Source organism: Clostridium formicaceticum (genome assembly GCF_001854185.1).
In the GTDB taxonomy this organism is placed as follows: Bacteria; Bacillota; Clostridia; order Peptostreptococcales; family Natronincolaceae; genus Andreesenella; species Andreesenella formicacetica.
In genome coordinates this window covers 1,796,486-1,816,518 of the sequence record NZ_CP017603.1, presented here as the reverse complement: position 1 = coordinate 1,816,518, position 20,033 = coordinate 1,796,486, and the positions used below count along the sequence as shown (strand labels likewise).

The following is a 20,033-nucleotide window of genomic DNA, read 5'->3' as shown; positions in this document are numbered from 1 at the left end:
GATATGATATAATTATGAATATTCCATCTGTGTAATTAGTGATAATAAAGTATCTAAAAAACACATAAAGAAAAATCTTAATAGGAGGGAAACTTATGAAGAAAAGGGATATCATAGAGTCTGCTATTGTTCAATCAGTCATATTAAAAGATGATGAAGATGCTTTGGTACTTTTGGACCAAACCCTTCTTCCTGCTGAAAAAAAATTTCTAAAAATTAAAGAGATGAAGGATTTATGGGAGGCTATTTATGAACTAAAAGTAAGGGGTGCACCTGCTATTGGAATCGCTGCCGCTTTTGGAATTTATCTTGGCACAAAGGCCTCCACAGCAAAAACTTATGAAGATTTATATACAGATTTCAAAAAAATCAAAGAATACCTAGCATCCTCTAGACCCACAGCTGTAAATCTTTTTTGGGCATTAAATAGGATGGAAGACCGGTTTAAAAAAGAGGTTGGTAAACCCCCACAAGAGATAAAAACTGCATTAAAGGATGAAGCCGAAAAAATAAGGCAAGAAGATGAGGCTGTCTGTGCAGCCATAGGAAAGTACGGTCTATCCCTTTTAAAACCCAATTGGGGGATTCTTACCCACTGCAATGCTGGTACCATTGCTACTTCTAAGTATGGTACAGCACTGGCACCGATCTATCTAGGTGAAGCTGAAAACTATAACCTTAAGGTTTATGCAGATGAAACAAGACCATTACTTCAAGGAGCAAGGCTCACAGCATGGGAACTCAAAGAAGCTGGCGTAGATGTAACCCTTATTTGTGATAATATGGCCTCCATTGTTATGCAGGAAGGAAAAATTCAAGCCGTTTTAGTAGGCTGCGACAGAGTAGCAGCTAATGGTGATGCTGCCAACAAAATTGGTACATCTGGTGTAGCTATTCTAGCAAAATATTATGGCATCCCCTTCTATGTATGTGCACCTATGTCCACCATTGATATGGACTGCAAGACCGGTGAAGACATTCATATTGAGTTGAGGCCCGACGAAGAAGTCACCTCAAAGTGGTATGTTAAGCCCATGGCTCCAAAAGATGTAAAAACCTATAATCCTGCTTTTGATGTAACGGACTGCAATTTAATCACAGCCATTATTACTGAAAAAGGTATCATTTATCCACCCTATGTAGAAAACTTAGCTGCTATTTTTCGATCTTAAAAATTTTTTAAAAAAATCCCCTTTTTTATAGCATAAAGAGGAGGGGATTTTTTAGCTATCCAATGGAAAGGCAACATTTATGATTTGTTTACATCTTTTAAAAAATTATGGTTGTAGATTTTTTCTATCTCCTCTATTGTCAGTGGTTTGCTAAAAAGATAACCTTGAATATAATCACAGCCTCCAGTCTTCAACCTTACATATTGCGCCTCTTCTTCTATGCCTTCTGCAATTACCTCCAGGCCTAAACTATGGGCGAGAGAAATTAAACTGTTCATGACCTTCATATTATCTATTTCTAAAAACTTATCATTTAAGGATTTGTCTAGTTTTATTTTATCTACTGGTATAAAGGTTAAATAACTAAGAGAAGAATAACCTGTTCCAAAATCATCCAAAGCAATTTTAACCCCTATATTTTTAAGCTGATTCAAAAAAGCTATCGTACTTTCTGTCCTTTCTAATAGTATACTTTCTGTTATTTCTATTTCTATATATTGAGGTTCTACACCCTTCTCTTTTAAAGTTTTTTCAAGAAATGCAAGATATTCTTTATCATTTAGTTGTTTTGCAGAAAAATTAATGGCTATGGGCTTTAAATCCAAGCCTTTTTCCTTCCATGCTGCAACCTGTAAAATGACCTCTTTCGTTATCCATTTTCCTATTTCCATGATTAGTCCTGTCTCTTCCGCTACTGGTATAAATGTGGCTGGAGATATAGGTGAATCCTTAAGCCTAAGAAGCGCTTCACAACCTATCATCCACCCTGTCTTTACATGGATTTGTGGTTGATACAAGAGCTTGAACCCTTCTGTTTTCAGTGCTTCCCTTAAAACATTTTCTATTTCAACCTTTTCCTTTAGTTTTTTTAGCATCTCAGTATCAAAAAACATATAATTGTTTTTTCCAGAATGCTTTACTCTATACATTGCTGTATCTGCATTCATAATCAATTGATTGGCATTTTTGCTATCCTCAGGATAACGGGTAATACCCATACTAAAGTTTATAGATATTTCAACATTTTTAATGATAAAGGATTTTTTAAATAAGTCTAATATTTTTTGAACATATTCCTCAACCGTGCTTGCTTTTTTTTCATCACTAGTAAGGATAAGAAACTCATCACCGCCGATCCTTGATACGAGCATTTTTTCATTCCCTATATCCTCAAGCGTTTCAAACCGTAGAGCTACTTCCTTCAACACCTTATCTCCATACACATGTCCTAATGTATCGTTAATTTCTTTAAAATTATCGAGATCTAAAAGCATAACAGCCCCTTGTTTTCCATTGTCTATTTCTCTTTTAAGCCTTTTCATAAAAGCCCTTCTATTAGGCAGCCCCGTTAAAGCGTCATGACTGGCAAGATGTTCTATATACACCTCTTGCTCTTTTAGTTTTGTAATATCAAAAACAATACCATTGATAAGCTTTAAATTTCCTTCCCCATCTGAAATTCCTTTCCCACTGATCAATAACCACTTTATTTTTCCCATTTTATCTTTTATGCGTACTTGGTGATAAATTCCTTCTTTTTCACCTCTCGTATAACGATTATACTCCTCCAGTAGCGTTCCCTTATCTTCTGGAAGCACTAATTCCTCCAATACTGCATAAGCACTTTCTCTATTTTCAAAATCTATATCTACAATATTTTCAAATTCATGAGAAAGATATAGCTTTTTATCTTCTAGGTTTATTTCCCACACCGCACTATTGGTACCCTTAATAGCAATTTCGTATTTTTGCTTTAAATTTTCCAGCTTCTCTGTATAGTTTTGTATTTCATTGTATTGGGCCCTCAATTCTTCATCTGATGCAGTCAATTGTTGAAAAGCAGCTGACATCTCCTCATTCATGTCTTTTAATTCTCTCTCATTTTCCTTAAGTCTTTCAAAATAGATGGCTATTTCATCTAGTATTTTATTAATTGAACAAGATAAGCCCCAAAATGTATCTTCTTTCATTAATGGCAGTCGATATCTGATATCCTTTTTCAAATTTATCTGATGGATGTTCTTGTTTAGTTTCTTTACTGGTCTAATGATATTGGTATGCTGTACCCAGAAAAATATAATGCACATCAACATAACAATCATAAGAGAGGTTATAAAAATTTTATAAATAGCGTCATAGACCTCCTTCATGGAAAACCCTAAAGCAACAGCCCCAATGATTTCTTCACCTATCCTAACAGGCATAATAACATGATAAACCATTATACCTTCTTGGGAATCATATCGCTCTATGCCATAGGTCTTTCCTTCTAATACCATTTTTTTATTTTCTATAGTGCTTGTATTAATACCAAAGGGGTCTTTACCACTATAGGCAATAGTTTGTAAATCTGTATCTAGCATGAGGGCATAAATAATGTTTTCCTCTTGGTTTAATTCTTCTACAAGCTTTTCATAACTAAATCTTTCTGTTAGATCTTGAATCTTATCTGCTAGAATCCCTACTTGAACAAAATTTCCGGCTAAATTTCTTACAGCCCCATATTTAACAAAGACCCCAAACTCTGCATCTGGCCTTATATCTTCCATCAACACTATCTCATGACTTGTTAAAAAGTCGTATAAAGGGTGTCCTTGAAAAGGCTGCCATCCTAAGTATCCTTCAATCGTTGAATACAAAATTTCTCCTTCCTTGCTAAACCAGTGCAGCTCATCTACATCTAGCTCTTCTGCTAATTGGGTTAAAAATTCACTGTTTAGTCTATCTTCATTTCTCATTACAGTTTTTGCAGCTATCTCTATTTTATTTTCAAGCATTTCATTAATGACTTCTAAAGAAGCATAATTATCTGTTATTTGTCTAGTGGCTTGTCTGGAAAGATTTAATCCCTCTTGCTTTATTTGGCGTAGTAAAAAATTTTTACTGGAATAAAAGGTTACACTGCTCACCCCTAAAATAACTGCTAAAGTGATCATTAAAGGCTTGATAATTAACTTATATGTATTTACTAAGCTTTTTTCTTCAGTCAATCTTTTTTTAACCATAGTCCCTCCCTCCACACCAATCAAAATGTACTATACAAGCGACGTGACCATCATCATGCAAACTCCTTCAATTTATTATTTTTTTCATTTTATCAGTAAAACATTTTGTTGTACCTAAATCATATTGTTAGAAAGATTCGGTTTAAAACAGCTAGAAAATCCCAGAACTGTAGTTATTTGATTCTTATACCCATTAAACGAAAAAATACTCTTAACAAAATGGGAATTTTTTCTATCCCGTTAAGAGTATTTTCAGTTTACCCACAATATTCATTTAATCAACTGGCATGCAACTACTAGGCAATACCATGAATAATTTTCCTAAAATTTAACATACTTGTAGTAGGATAAATCCCAAATCGTCTTAAGTCCATCAAATCGTCTCCTCTTTTTACATAGCCTGTCCTTGTACCAAAAGCCATTTTATAGCCTAGTTCTTCTAAAATTTCTAAGGTTAATTCATTATATTTGCCATAAGGATAAGCGAAATAGTCACTTTTAGTGATTGCTTTGTTTAAAGCTAAATCCTCTTTAATCACCTCATAGGGTTGTATTGATAAATAATAGCGTCCTTCTTTGTCTTCTCGATGCAAATCATGGGTATGGTTTGCATATTCAAATATATCCATGCCATCTACAATTTGATCCCAACCTAAAGGAGTAGTTTTAGCTGGAGTAAAGGGCTCCGATACTTCCTTTATACTGTGGGTAATTAAAAAAATACTGGCATCAAAATTATACTTTTTTAATATAGGATAGGCATAATGGTAATTACTAGAATACCCATCGTCAAAAGTAATCACTACAGATCTTTTAGGTACTTCCATTTCTCCTGCTAAAAATTTTTCTAACTCCATTAAGGTAATGGTGTTAAATCCATATTTATGTAAGTATGCCATTTGTTCTTCAAAGGCCTCTACTGATATAACAGCTGAGTTATTTTCATAAGGATTTTCCTCTTCCATTAAAAGGTGATGGTACAGTAAAACAGGTATTTTTTCTGCCTCCCCATGAGACAAATCAAAAAATCGAATACTTTTTTCCTTTTCCTCCATAGCCTCTTCATATTGCTGCTGATGATAAGGTAAAGAAGATTCCGCCTCAGATTCGGCTTTTGTTGCATAGATAGGTACTGTAGTCAGTGTAATGTAGATAAATAAAATGGCAATGATTTTTCTCGACATCATGCTGGTCCCCCTCGTATCATAAAATTTTTTTTACATTTATATAATCTATCGCATCATAAAAATAATCTCCTCCTCCAAGATTTAAATGTTCTTGTATGTTGTTGGTTGCAGCTTCTTTAAACATTTAAAAATTTTTATTGTCTTTATCCTATCCCTTCCTTCGTGTATAATAAAGATACATTACAGGATTTGGGGGGATTAGATTTTGAGAACAGCAATAAAAAAACAAAAAAGAAAAAAGATGAAAATAGTATCTCTGCTACTATGTTTGTCCATTGCTCTTGGTTCAATCTTTTACTTGTATCACTCTGGTATTTTTCGACAGATTACTGCTTTTGCCAACAGCATTAATTTTAGCTTTGCTGACAATACCCGACATCAAAATGTCAGTAATATTATTATAGCTGATAAAGAATTTGAAGGGAATATCTTTGTTGATAAGGATGTGCTATATTTAGACATTGATTTTATAAAAAGTCACATAGCCTCCTCTATCCTAGTAGACAAAGAAAACAGCAGAGCTTATTTCGAAATTCCCCAAAGTCGCTACAGCTATGAGAAGCCAATATTAGATGAATTTATGAAGGACAAGCCTATCTTCTTAAATTTCTTATTAAAGAAAGTAGAGAATATCTATTACTTACCTATAGAGACAATGGCTCCCCTTATGGGATTTGAGGTGCAGTATTTTAGCGATAATCATCGCATTGTGATTCATCCTACGGAACCTGATGATTTTATTGTCTATCCTCCTGTTGAAACAAAATCGCATCCGACAGCCAAAATTGGTCTTGTGTGGGATTATGTTTATCAAATTACCCGTGATCGAAGGGAGGAAGAAAAAATTCCTGCCTTGGATATCGTATCGCCTACTTGGTTTAAGCTATCAAAAAACGATGGCACCGTAGAAAGCAACAGCGTTTTATCCTATGTAAAAGATGCCCATAACAAGGGCTATCAGGTATGGGGATTAGTTACCAATGATTTTGATCCTAACCTTACCAGTGAATTTTTGTCCGATATAAACGCACAGGATAACTTTATACGACAAATGGTATTGTACAGCTCTCTTTATCACTTAGATGGCATTAATATTGATTTTGAAAATATTCATTATGAAGATCAAGATGCTTTTACTGAGTTTGTAAGAAAACTGACAGAAAAACTTCATCAATCAAACTTAACGGTTTCCATCGATGTTACCATACCTTCTACCAGTTTAAATTGGTCAAAGGTGTATGATCGAGAAAAACTTGGAGGGATTGTAGACTACGTAGCAGTCATGACCTACGATGAACATTGGGGTTCCAGTCCTAAAAGTGGTTCTGTGGCATCTATCGGCTGGGTAGAAAAGGGGGTCCAGGCAACATTAGAGTCTATACCTCCTGAGAAAATTCTATTGGGTCTCCCCTTCTACACAAGACTATGGGAGGAGGAAAAACAACCGGATGGCAGTATCAAAGTCTCTTCCAGAGCCTTTGGAATGGATGCTATAACTTCTATTCTTGAGGAAAACAACGCTGCTATACAGTGGGATGCTGCTGCTGGACAATATTATAGTCAATATGAAAAAGAGGACAAAACCTACAAAGTTTGGCTAGAGGACCAAAGATCTCTTGCCCTTAAGGCCTCCCTTATTGAAAAATATCAATTGGCAGGCTTTGCTGCTTGGAGAAAAGATTTTGAAAAAGAAGATGTTTGGCCTGCTTTAGAAGAAGTAGTGAAAAAAAATAAAAACTATGATGATCTAAAATTTTAGCCTTATAGAGAAGCCTAGCCATAGGCTTCTTTTTTATTTAATCTTCTAAAGAAAAACTATATTTTAATTTAATTCTTAAATTTATATTGACATTCATTTCCTTATCCTATATTATATAACTGTATTAAGTGTATTATGTGTATTAATACAGTTAGGAGGTGCCTATGATTCAGCTAGATTTTAGAGATCGCAGACCTTTATATGAGCAGATTAAAGAAAAACTCAAGCTTCTGATTATCCAAGGGGTGCTAAAGGCGGATGAAAAAATACCTTCAGTCCGTGAACTGGCTCAAGATCTTACTATTAATCCTAATACCATACAGAAGGCCTATAAGGATTTGGAAACAGAAGGATTTATTTATTCCCTTCGCGGCAAAGGAAATTTCGTTGCTCCTTTAGAACACGCCATTAACCCTGCCCGACAAGAGGAACTTACCAAAGAACTTGAAAAAATTGTTGCAGAGCTCATGTATATGAATGTATCTAAAAAACAACTCATGCTTTACATCGATAATATTTATAAAAAAGAAGGGGGTTCCATTGAATGATTGAAGTTAATCAATTAAGTAAATCTTTTGGTACGTTTAAAGCTTTGGATGAACTAAATATTCATGTAAAGGAAGCATCGGTATATGGTCTACTTGGCCCTAATGGGGCTGGAAAAACCACCTTAATTAAGCATCTTATCGGTATCTATCGACAAGATAGCGGAACTGTTACAATAGGGGGGGAACCTGTCTACGAAAACCCCAAAATAAAGTCTTCTATGGTGTATATCTCCGATGACTTATACTTTTTTTCACAGTATAGTATTGAAGAAGCAGCAAGATTTTACAGGGATCTTTATCCCACATGGAATCAAGAACGCTACATAGCTTTAAAACAGGTATTTCCTATTGATGTCAAAAAGAGAATTACTAAATTATCTAAGGGTATGCAAAAGCAGGTGGCTTTTTGGCTGGGTATATGCATTATGCCTAAAGTGATGATTTTAGACGAACCTGTAGACGGATTAGATCCTGTTATGCGTAAAAAAGTATGGAATCTTATGCTGCAGGATGTAGTAGAACGTCAAACAACCATTTTAGTCTCCTCCCATAATTTACGGGAACTAGAAGACGTATGTGATCATGTAGGTATCCTTCATCATGGAAAAATCGTGGTAGAAAGGGAACTTGATAATATGAAATCAGATATTCATAAATTACAGGTAGCCTTTTCAGGAGAAGTTCCTAATGGATTTTTAGAAGAACTTCAAGTGCTACACCGCTCAGAAAGTGGTAGTATCCTACTATTGATTGTAAAGGGAGATAAAGAACAATTGCTCTCTATTATAAAAAAAGAAAATCCTGTTATACTAGACGTTCTGCCACTAACACTGGAGGAAATTTTTATCTATGAGTTAGGAGGAATGGGCTATGACATCCAAAACATCCTTATTTAAAAAAGGTTTACTCTTAAGTGATTTTAAACGTTTTTGGTGGGCAAGCGCCCTATATGGACTACTATTATTTTTTATGTTGCCCTTAAAACAAATGATGTTAAAAAATGCTGTTGAACATGAATGGGTTAGAAATCAAATTAAAAATTCTCTTGACCTATTTCACCATCAAAATAGTCTTCAAATTTTATTAACCTTTGTGGTGCCAGTGTTACTAGCTGTGTTAGTTTTCCGATATATGCAAAAACCCAACGCAGCTGCCATGATTCATAGTTTGCCTTTTAATAGAAAAACCCTGTATGCTAGTCATAGTACCGCTGGCTTACTGCTGATGGTACTTCCTGTAGTAATCATTGCTTTTATATTGATGATCCTTCAAACTATCACCATTTTGGGAGAATATTATTCTTTTATCGATATCTTACGGTGGTTCGGCTATACGTTATTTTTCAATAGCTTATTTTTTAGTATTGCAGTTTTTGTAGGTATGTTTACAGGAAACTCCATTGCCCAGATGGCTTTTACCTATATTCTACATATGCTGCCGGCAGGGATTTATATGTTATACCGCTACAATATGGAACAATTACTTCATGGTTATACATATACTAGACTTTATGAATCTGCCTTAGATCACCTCCCTATGCTTACATTATTAAATAACAGAATAGATGATGGCCTTCTGCCGACAAACCTGCTGTTAAGCTATACCGTCCTGATGGTGGTATTTTTCATCGCTGCATACTGTGTATATAAAATAAGAAACATAGAAGTAGCAAGTGATGTCATCGCCTTCACACCAATACAGCCTATCTTCAAATATGGTGTAACTGTATGCAGCATGTTATTGGGAGGAATTTATTTTTCAAGTATCTTAGGAGATTCCTTCGCTACCATTGTCTTTGGATACCTATTTAGCTCTCTTTTGGGTTATATCATTGCCGAAATGCTTTTACAAAAATCCTTTAGAGTCTGGTCTGCCTATAGAGGCTATTTAGCCTATGCATTTCTGTTATTGCTGATGCTTACAGGACTTAAAATGGATGTTATCGGCTATGTAGGTCGTATACCAGATATCGAAGAAGTTGAAAAAGTCTATTTTAATAATTACATCTATAGTTGGAATCGCTTTGAAGAAGAAGCCGATATAGAGGATTCCTTGTATTTTAACAATTACTTTTTTGTGGAGGAGGAAAATATAGAAAATGTTATGAAGCTTCACGAAGCATTGGCACAATCTCCCCGTCCTATATCTGGTAGATCTCAATATATCGTTTATACTTTGAAAAATGATAAACATTTAGTGCGAGAGTATATATTGAATGAAAAAGAATATGCCTCCTTACTGAAACCTATTTATGAATCTGTGGAATATAAACAAAGGAGATTTCCTATTGTTGTGCAAAATCCCGATGCTATCAAACTGATGGAGGTTGTAGACCATCGTTCTCCAAAGCAATCCGTTATTCTGGCAGACTCTGTCAAGATACAAGAACTGGTTGGTCTTCTTCAAGGGGAGATACAAAAATCTACCTTTGAAGAATTAACCTTCTCTAAAGAGGGTGCTCCAACAATCCTTATTACAGATAATAAAGAAAGACGTATAGGTTATGCCATTAGAAATAGTTACACTTCTGTCATTCAGTGGCTGAAGGATGAAGGTATCTACCAAAGTGTCATGCTTTTGCCAGAGGATATAGACTACATTGTTTTAGAAAAAAGAGGAGAAACCTCAGGTACTAAAAGGGTAGAGATAAAGGATCCTCAAGTGATAGAAGAGTTATTGAATCTCAGCAGCTACTTAGAGGAAACAGGAAGAGATGAAACCCTCTGGGTTGGCTTCTACATTAAAAACACTTCAGGTTACGCCCATCACATGGAATACATCTCCCAAGCCATACCTGCTTCTGATGCCTTAAGGGCCTATCTCAATCAATTAGATACGCCGTAGATAAGATGAAACTTCATTCAGGGGAGTTTTTACTCTCCCTGAATCATAGCCGAATTTAATAAAAATTCTCTTAAAAGTTAGGGATGCGTTCATAGGATGATGAACCCTCCCTTTTTTCTTTTGAAAAAATGTCGCATATGATCCTATTATGAAAAAATATGTTTATTTGTGACATAGAATTTATTTTTTTATTGTTAAATCTATACTATAATAGAATTATGAATTTATTATTGTCAGGGATGGTGGCTGATTTGCATAGTGAACTTTATAAAATTAAAAGTATCGCAAAGACTTTAGATGAAAATGCATATACCGACACAGAAATAGGCTTATTAGAGGAATTAGTAGAGGCAACTGAAGCTTACAAAAAATATTTATTAACTATGAAGAGCCGTAAGGAAAGTTCCTCAATAACCAACCATATTAATATCAACATTGAAAAAATCGCAGAGGAAGTTTTTTTATATAAACCTGTTACCACAAAAAATTATTATGATGGTGATTACCTTGAAAGGTTCGCTATGATGCGAACTTCTGATTTAAAATTTAGTGGTGTGTTTGACCTTCACAATAAATTCTGGCAGGCTCATGAAGTTTCTGGCGGCAATATTTTTGCAACCATACCCTTCGCACTGCTTAATGACATACAAGCCTCTAAGTTGCAAAACCTGCACTGGAATAAAGCAAATGTAGATGTTTATGAAATCCCAAGAGAAATTCAATTAAAGCTTTCAAAAGGCGAAATGATTACTACCCTCAAAGGAATGTTTGAGCATTTTATATTAGTTAGAGAAGTCCGTGGTAATATCTTCATGGTACTGCATTATAAGATATAAGTAGAGTGAACTCCACCTGATTTGAAAAGCCCACCTACGCTAACGCTTAGAGGTGAGGGTCTTAATCCTAAAAGAAAAAATTCGCATAAAATCTGTTTCTTGTGAAACTATGCTCATAGAAAATGACCAAGATAACTATCTTGGTCATTTTAACTTATAGTATTACCTGGACTTCATGTGTTTTTTGATCGTCTACCAGAGAAATATATCCTTCTTGTACTTCTGTTCCATCTAGCTGCATTTTCTTCACCTGATGATTTGCAGCGTTAGGATTTTTTACGATGATATGATAATAGGTGCTTTTATACCTGTAACGCATCTCATATTGCTGCCAATCCTTTGGTATACAAGGGTCGATAAAAAGCTTATCTTCATTCTTTTTTAGACCTAGTATAGATTCTACCCCCACCTTATACATCCATCCTGAAACACCTGTGTACCAGCTCCATCCACCTCTTCCTGTATGAGGGCTGACGGCATATACATCTGCCGCCATGACATAAGGCTCCAGTTTATAAGTAGCACACTCAAGGTGAGTTCTAGTATGATTGATAGGATTAATGAGATTAAAAAGCTCCCAAGCCTTATCACCTTCACCAGCCATAGCAAAGGCTTTGATGACCCAGGTGGCTGCATGGGTATATTGCCCGCCATTTTCCCTTACTCCTGGAACATACCCTTTGATATAACCAGGGTTTTGTTCACTTTTATCGAAAGGCGGGGTGAAAAGAAGGATTAATCCTTCGTTCCGTTTAATCAAGTACTGTTCTACAGCCTCCATGGCCCTTTTACTTCGATCTTCTCTGCCCCCCTCAGAAATGATAGACCAGGATTGCGCCAACGAGTCAATTTTACATTCACTATTTTGTGAGGAACCCAGCGGACTTCCATCATCATAAAAGGCGCGAATATACCATGCCCCGTCCCAGGCATTTTTTTCTATCGCTTCAGCAATCTGTTTGGCAAAATCTTTATATCTTTTACTTCTTCCTTCCTCCTGCATCTTATTGCATACTTCAGAAAATCCATTTAAGATGGTATATAAAAACCAGCCTAGCCACACGCTTTCACCTTTTCCTTTGTTTCCTACTGTATTCATGCCATCGTTCCAATCACCAGAACCCATCAAAGGTATACCATTTTCTCCAAACTGCAATCCTCTTTCAATAGCTCTGATACAGTGTTCATACACAGGAGCTTTTTCTTCAGAAATTCTTGGAATTCCGTATCTTTCATCCTCATGCTCTCTTAAAGGTTCTTCTTCTAAAAATTGTACCTCTTCCTCCAAAATACTGTAGTCTCCTGTATTATGCAGATATTCTACCACGGCAAAGGGCAGCCACAATAAATCATCAGAAAAGCGTGTTCGTATGCCCTTATCACCTGCCCCAGGATGCCACCAGTGTTGTACATCTCCCTCCACAAATTGATGGGCACAGTGGAGTAAAATCTGCTCTCTGGTGGCCTCTGCTAGAGGATATACCATGTTCATCGCATCCTGAAGCTGATCTCTAAAGCCATAGGCTCCTCCTGATTGATAAAATGCTGACCTTGCCCAGATTCTGCAGGATATGGTTTGATACAATAGCCATTGGTTTAACATGAGATTCATAGATAGATCCGGGGTTTTTACCTGAATTGTATCCACCAATTGTAACCAGTAGGCTTTTACTTCCTCAAGGGCCTGCTTGCTATTGTTGATACTTTTATATTGTTTAACCATATGATTAACTTTTTCAATATTTTCACTTTGACCAAATAAAAATACGATTTCCCTTTCTGTATTTGCCAAAAGATTGATTGTTATCTGAAGGGCTACACAGGGATCATAGCCTGCACCGGCTTTGTTCGATAAGCCTTCCCGCTTAAGGGCAACCGGATGGATTAAACTTCCCTCAAAGCCTATAAATTCTTGTCGATCACAGGTATAAGAATCTATTTTCTCCGAAGCAGCAGCAAAGGCTATCCTACCAGGAAAATCAGAATTATAAGGGTTTTGTATCAACATTGCATCTATGTTTTCACCTTTTTCTGTAATAATGTGCTGTTGGGTAACTTGATCACTGACCCCCATCACGGGCCTTAAATAATAGGTTAAAGTCAGCTTTCTATTGCTATTGCTGCTATTCTTTAATTTTATCAAATTGATTTTTATTGCGTCTTCCTTCGGAACAAACATCGTTAATTCCTGTAAAATCCCTTGACTATGATGTCGGAAGGTGGAATAACCTAAGCCATGGGAGATGGTATAGCTTTCCTTTTCCCTAATAGGAGAAGCCGTTATTGACCAAACTTCTCCCGTCTCCTCATCTCTAAGGTAGACAATTTCTCCCGAAGGATCTGTTACAGGATCATTGGACCAAGGGGTTAGTTTATTTTCCCTACTATTTTCTGCCCAGGTAAAACTAGAACCTCTTTCAGAAACAATAAAACCAAAATTTTTATTGGCCACAACATTAATCCATGGTGCCGGCGTATAGAGGTTTTCTTTGAGACGAATTATATACTCTCTTCCATCCTTACTAAAGCCTCCATAGCCATTGTAGTAGTCTAGGTCTAAAACCTCCTCCTTACTTAAATATTGTTGTTTTTCTTTGGTAAAGATTTTCATTGCTTTTTCTGTACTTTCCTCTTTTATACTGTCTAACTGTGTATGCAGCGGACCAGCTTCCGCCTTGATAACGACTCTTGCCACTGTATAGAGAAGGACTTGGTCTTCTTCTGGGATGATGTCAGCACTCCTTATAAAAATGCCTCCTGGCTGATCTAATAAATACCTTCCTTGACTTGCAGCAACCCTATCGTGAATTTGTTGTTGTAAAGGCTGCAAGTAGTTGCTTTCATCTTCATTCAAGACCACAAGATCAACACTTAATCCCTTCATTCTCCAGTATTCATGGGCTTTTAGCACTTGCCCCACAACGTCAATATCCTCTGTACTTTTTATCGATACCAATACAATCGGCAAATCCCCTGATATACCATAGGCCCAGAGGCTAGATTGGGCTTTGGTATTTCGCTTGAGAATATCTTCATATTTTCTTCTTATAGGATTCAGATACAGGATGGAGGAAATCATTTCTTGATAAATCCTCATCTCCGCTGGTTTTAAGTTCGAATAACTAGCTTCTACTTGGCTTCTAGTAATGGCTAATTGGAAAGAACGTTGTTGGGAAGAATGCTCCCGATATTTTTTTGCTAGTTTGATAACTTCCTCTCTTGTATCATGGATGCCAGTGCTAAAGGAAATAGTCACTGCCTTCCCTGCTGGTACTTTTATGGTTTTTCTTAGACTCATAATAGGATCAAGAACAATGCCTGCTGTGCCGCTCAAAGGTTGTCTTAGTCCAATAGCATTGCTAACGTTTCTACCTCTGCCAATAAAAGCCCCTCTATTGCTCTCATATTCAAGCCCTCCCATGGTTTCTCCATCAACAGTGATGGTGTGGAAAATCCATTTGGTTTCTTGTCCATGTTCTCTAGGTCTTCTAGAAGCGATTAAAGTGTCATGTTCAGACAACACTTCCGTTCTAACAAAAAGATTACTAAAGGCAGGATGGGCAACATCCGCTGCCTGATAAGTCATTACTGTTTCAAAGTAGCTGGTAACCTCTATATTAGCCGTTTCATTTCCATGGTTCGTTAATGTCACTCTCCTAATTTCCACATCATCCTCTGGGGACACAACGATTTCTGTAAAGGTATCTATATCTTCATCCGTACGAAGAAATGTTACCTTATCTTGAAGAAATTTTACCTTATAGGCATCTGGTTCCTGTGAAATAGGTGCCATGGCTGTGGTCCATATTTTATCGCTGTTCAGGTGACGGATAAAAATATGTGTGCCATCCTTTCCATGGATTGCATCTTCACGCCATCTGGTAATTTGTAATTTTTCCATTTTACTATAGCCTGTTCCAATGTTGGTAAGCATCACAGCGTATCTACCATTGGAGAGAAGGTGGCATTTTGGTAAAGCATTCTCTGGCATACCATAAGTTGCCACCATTCTTTCATAGCTTCCCTCTTCCTTTTTCAAAGGCTCTACCGCTTCTTTGTACTGTTTCGTAATAATCATTCTTAGAGGAATGCGTTCCTGTAATAGGATTTCTCCAGCTCGAACAACAGGATCTCGATGAAATCTTGCCTGCATAATATTTTTATTGAGAAAATTATCTAAAGAAGCAAAAATCATCCCTTGATGATGGGCCATAAAGCTTTTTACAATCTCCCCGACTTTATTCTCTGCTACTTTTCTTGGGGTATAGTCCATCGCTTCATAAAAGCCATATTCTGCTTCTAATCCCTCTTTTGTTAGCTCATGGATATTTTTCATCGCCTCCTTAGATGCAAAGGGCAGTGCTAAAAAGGTAGAGTAGGGGGAGATGACCATATCCTTTGACAGTCCTCGCTTTAACCCTAAATCCGGTACACCAAAGGCTTTATACTGATAATTGAGTGCCATATCAAAGGCATAGTAACCAGATTCTGAAATTCCCCAGGGAACTTTTCTCTGCTGGCAATAGCGTTTTTGTGCTTTTATAGCAGTGGCATAACTCTCCTCCATCAGGGTATTCTCATAGTTTTTCATCACCAAATAGGGCATAAAATACTCAAACATAGTACCTGTCCAAGATACCAGACCTCTATAGCCTTCAATAATAGACATAGCTCTTCCCAACTTAAACCAATGCTTTTTAGGTACTTCTCTTCTAGCTATGGCCAAATAGCTGGTTGTCCTCACCTCTGAGGCTAATAAGTCATAATAAGCGTTGGTAAGTCTCTCTTCATCAACATTATAGCCGATAGAGAACAGATGTCGCTTAAAGTCATATAAATGTACAAATTCTGCTGCCGTCACCATGCTGGAAATTCTTTCTATTAAAGCATTGGCTTTGTTAATTTTTCTGTCTACATAGTGCAGTTTTTCCATCAATTCTTTTACAACTTCATCTTCTTTCTTATTCTTTATTTTCGATAAAATTTTTTCATAGTTCTCCTTTAAGCCTAAGAGGGACAGATTCTCTAAATTTGATAGCCTTCGTCTGCTATTTAATAAATCTTTAGAGGGAAAAAACATGGTTAATTCTTTGCTAAAATCATTCACCATATCATCAAATCTTCGCTTCCAACCGCATTCTCCTATTTCTTGGGTTTGATGGAGATTTTCAATCTTGTCTATAAATTCACTTAAATTCATCTCTTCATTTTTTAGCAATTCCTTCAATAGAGATGGATCTATCGTTGTTTCATCTTCCATCAAAGTAAGTGTATCCGCTAAACCCTGCAGCATATTTTTATCGATCAAGGGCTTTTCTAAATATTCCTTTATCCCCTCCTTCACTGTAATTAAGTAGCTGATGAAATTTCCACTATCCACAGTAGAGATATAATAGGGTCTTAAAACTTCTAATGTCCTTGTATCATACCAATTATAAAGATGCCCCCGCCAGGTATCCATTTTTTCTACAGTAGTGATGGTTTTTTCAATACTATCCATCATCTTCCCAGTGGATAAATAACCAAAATCTCTTGCAGCTAAGATAGCCATCAAGAGGAAGCCAATATTGGTTGGAGAGGTTCTATAGGCCAATTCATTTGGGGGAAAGACCTGATAATTATCAGGAGGGAGATAATTATTTTCTTCTCCTGCAAAATCTTCGTAGTAAGCCCAGGTTTTTCTTGCAACCCTACGCAACTGCTGTATCTCCTTTTCTTCTAGGATTTCTTCCTTTTTTTCTATTTCTTTACTAATGTGAAAAGCAATCCAGGGTCCCATCCCCCATAGAATCACTATAGGAAACCCATAGATTAAATGCAAAGGTTGACGATATAGAATAGCAAAAAAAACGATTACTGCTATAACGATAGCACTTTGCATCCTTTTTATAAAACTTCTCTGATCCTTTTGGAGATTTTTTTCTACATCAGCCGCTGTAACCCATTCCAGTAGGTTTTCCTTAGAAATATAAACACGATATAGGGTGCGAAGAATAGCATCCCCCATCATATAAGCTTGGTAAGGCAAAAAGATAAATGTTAGCAGAGCTTGGTACCCACTGGCTCTTAGTCCAACGATGATGTCAGCATCTAATCGCTCATTGATGGCTTTATAGTGTCGCTCCCTTAAATAATCAAAAAGACTCAGCACCAAAGGAAAGCCAATCGTCACCAACCCCAGACCTATCCAAAAAATTGGGGATCCAGGAAATAGCGTCATGCCCAAAACAAATAGCAGCACTAAGGCTATCGGCACAAGACTTCTCCTCATGTTATCTAAAATCTGCCATTTAGCCAAAGCGGTAAGAGGGTTTTTCACAATTACGCCTCTTCGATTTTTCACCTTAGAAAATAACCATCGTATCAGTTGCCAATCTCCCCGCACCCATCGATGCAATCGCATGGCATAAGCATTATATTTGGATGGGTAATTATCAATCAACTCAAAATCAGTAGCCAAACCTGTCCCCACATAGCTCCCCTCTAAAAGATCATGACTTAATATCGTATGGTCTGGGATGGCTTCCCCTAAAACTTTATGGAAAACATCAATATGATAAATCCCTTTACCTGTGAAAATTCCCCTTCCGAATAAATCCTGATAAACATCAGAATTAGCCACAGTATAGACATCTATTCCTCCCCGCCCTGCAAATATTTTAGTAAAAAAAGATGTATTTGTACTTTCGATATTAACACCTATTCTAGGCTGTACAAGGCCATAGCCTTCTACAACCCTGCCTTTTTCCTCATCAATGATGGGCTTATGTAAAGGATGACTGGCGATGCCAATAAGTTTTTTTGCTGCGTCTATAGGTAACTGGGTATCTGCATCAATAGTAATCACATATTTGATGTCCTTTAAGTTTCCTATATTTCCTGAGATAAACTTATAGGAAGTCTCCTTTGAATCCTTAATCAGTTCATTGAGTTCAACAAGAGCACCTCTTTTTCTTTCCCATCCCATCCATTTTTTTTGTTTTTCACAAAATTGTCTTTGCCTATGAAAAAAATAAAAAATATTTTTGCCATATTTTTGGTTTAGTTTTTCAGCTGCTTTGGTACCAGCATCAATAATTGCTTGATCTTCTGGTAAATCCATTCTATCACTATCTTTGTAATCCCCTGCTAAAGCAAAGTAAAGATAGTTTTCTTTGTTGGCAAGATAAAATACCTCCATCTGTTTCATGATCTCTTCTACTCTTTCCTTATTAGGAAGAAGGGTAGGTACCACCACAAGGGTAGCATTTTCCTTTGTGATTCCTTCTCTATATTCAATTCTAGGCAAAAAAGTAGGAGGAAACATATGGGTTAACAGCCAATTTGTAAAAGTAACAGCAATATCACTGGCAGGGATAAGAACAATAAGTCCTATCAAAATACTTAAACCTATCCCTGCAGTAAATTGTCTTCCATACAGGATGGTACCTAAAAGAATGCAAATTGTAATCAATGCTATGGGTAGTAAGTAGGTAGAAAGCTCCTTATTTTTAAAGGAATCCTTTACTGCTGCATGACCTAAGCTTTCGAATAAAGTTTTTCTTCCTTTATCTAATAAATAAAAGCCAACATGCTTTCTTTTACCTCCCTCATAGGTTTCATCAGCATCATGACTACACTCCACTGCCTTTCTAGCTACTCTTGTTTCCGGCTCCTTCAACTTTTTTGCTATTTTTTCAACCTGATTCCTATAATAATCCCTTGAGTCAAAGTCAAGTTGGCGGTAAACCCCAGCAGCATCTTCCTTTAAAATTTTTTCTACAACACTTAAGCTTTCAAAAATATCATTCCAATCTATGGTTGCAACAATATTTAGACTGGTAATGGAGTTTCCTATGGCTACTTTTTTTGCTGCCTGTTCCCTATGTTCTTCTTCAATCAAACTTTTAACAGAGGTGTTATAGTCCTTTAACTTCTTTTCTAAATAGGTGATGACTGCTCCCGCCTCCACGCCTTCTCTTCTTAACACCCTTAGTAAATGCTCGACATAAGGAGCATTTACTCTTTCATCCATCTGAATATTTTCCTTCACCGCAACCAAGATTTCCTCTTCTGATAATCCTGCAACTTCTTCAGCTTTTCTCCATGCTATATGGTGGGTATATATTTTTTCAGAAATTCTTCTGATATTTTCCATCAAAGCACATCGAATCATAAGGGAAATCGCCCAAATCTCGGCGATTTTTAACACCCTTTGTGATTGATAGGATTCAATAAAACTTATTAATGTCCTTTCCTCCAGCTTCCCCTCCGTATGGGAAAGCAATTCTAGAGCAATAGCATAGGCCCTTGGATAGCCCTCTAAAAACCCAGTATTTAAGGTATCTAGCTTTAAAAACTTTTCTTCCGATAAATTTTGTCTTACTTCCTTTACCTGCTCCTCTACTTTATAAAAGTTATCAAGAAGCCACTCAGAGGCAGGCGATAGGTCTTGTTTATGTTTCAAAGCTTCATTAAAGCTTTTATAGATAAATGTAATCCTTTCAAAATTTTGGTCTAATCGCTTCAATAAATGTTTTAAGGACCTGCTCTCATGAAATACAGTATGATTTTTTGCAATTTTTTTCGCATGATTTTCTAGTTCTTCTGGCGTTAATAGTATATCCTTTAGATCTACAACTTTATGATCTTCACCTTTTCCATTGTGTTTATTAAGAAACATATGTATTTCATCTCCTTTAT

9 protein-coding genes are annotated in these 20,033 nt (G+C 36.4%); 6 read left to right on the top strand and 3 right to left on the bottom strand.

The features are described from left to right. Positions 1-95 precede the first annotated feature (95 nt). Positions 96-1,172, top strand: coding sequence for an S-methyl-5-thioribose-1-phosphate isomerase (gene mtnA, locus BJL90_RS08295; RefSeq protein WP_070966444.1), 1,077 nt, complete (start codon positions 96-98; stop codon positions 1,170-1,172). Between the two features lie 77 nt (positions 1,173-1,249). Here the strand turns inward: mtnA and BJL90_RS22750 are convergent, their stop codons facing one another. Together BJL90_RS22750 and BJL90_RS08285 are read right to left on the bottom strand one after the other, a co-directional pair. Continuing rightward, entirely contained in the window at positions 1,250-4,177 is a 2,928-nt protein-coding gene (locus tag BJL90_RS22750) for a bifunctional diguanylate cyclase/phosphodiesterase (RefSeq protein WP_070966440.1), read from the bottom strand. Between the two features lie 296 nt (positions 4,178-4,473). After that, positions 4,474-5,364 carry a polysaccharide deacetylase family protein gene (locus tag BJL90_RS08285; RefSeq protein ID WP_070966437.1) on the bottom strand — a complete coding sequence of 297 codons (891 nt, stop codon included), beginning with the start codon at positions 5,362-5,364 and terminating at the stop codon, positions 4,474-4,476. A 205-nt stretch (positions 5,365-5,569) separates the two neighbouring features. Between BJL90_RS08285 and BJL90_RS08280 the strand changes: the two genes are divergently transcribed. The 5 genes from BJL90_RS08280 (at position 5,570) to BJL90_RS08260 (ending at position 11,351) form a co-directional block, all read left to right on the top strand. Continuing rightward, positions 5,570-7,123: a glycosyl hydrolase family 18 protein gene (locus BJL90_RS08280; RefSeq protein WP_070966434.1), complete on the top strand. Its 1,554-nt coding sequence runs from the start codon at positions 5,570-5,572 to the stop codon at positions 7,121-7,123. Positions 7,124-7,287: 164 nt separating this feature from the next. Next, positions 7,288-7,671 carry a GntR family transcriptional regulator gene (locus BJL90_RS08275; RefSeq protein ID WP_070966432.1) on the top strand — a complete coding sequence of 128 codons (384 nt, stop codon included), beginning with the start codon at positions 7,288-7,290 and terminating at the stop codon, positions 7,669-7,671. Continuing rightward, positions 7,668-8,567 (top strand): ABC transporter ATP-binding protein, encoded by a 900-nt coding sequence (locus BJL90_RS08270; RefSeq protein ID WP_070966429.1) that lies wholly within the window; start codon positions 7,668-7,670, stop codon positions 8,565-8,567. Before BJL90_RS08275 ends, BJL90_RS08270 begins: the two co-directional genes overlap by 4 nt. Continuing rightward, entirely contained in the window at positions 8,542-10,515 is a 1,974-nt protein-coding gene (locus tag BJL90_RS08265; protein ID WP_070966426.1) for a DUF6449 domain-containing protein, read from the top strand. The genes BJL90_RS08270 and BJL90_RS08265 overlap by 26 nt, the downstream gene beginning before the upstream one ends. A gap of 218 nt (positions 10,516-10,733) precedes the next feature. Next, positions 10,734-11,351: a hypothetical protein gene (locus BJL90_RS08260; RefSeq protein ID WP_156778743.1), complete on the top strand. Its 618-nt coding sequence runs from the start codon at positions 10,734-10,736 to the stop codon at positions 11,349-11,351. A gap of 154 nt (positions 11,352-11,505) precedes the next feature. On the opposite strand, the gene BJL90_RS08255 is transcribed toward BJL90_RS08260, so the two are convergent. After that, entirely contained in the window at positions 11,506-20,013 is an 8,508-nt protein-coding gene (locus tag BJL90_RS08255; protein WP_070966423.1) for a glycoside hydrolase family 94 protein, read from the bottom strand. Positions 20,014-20,033: the final 20 nt, after the last annotated feature.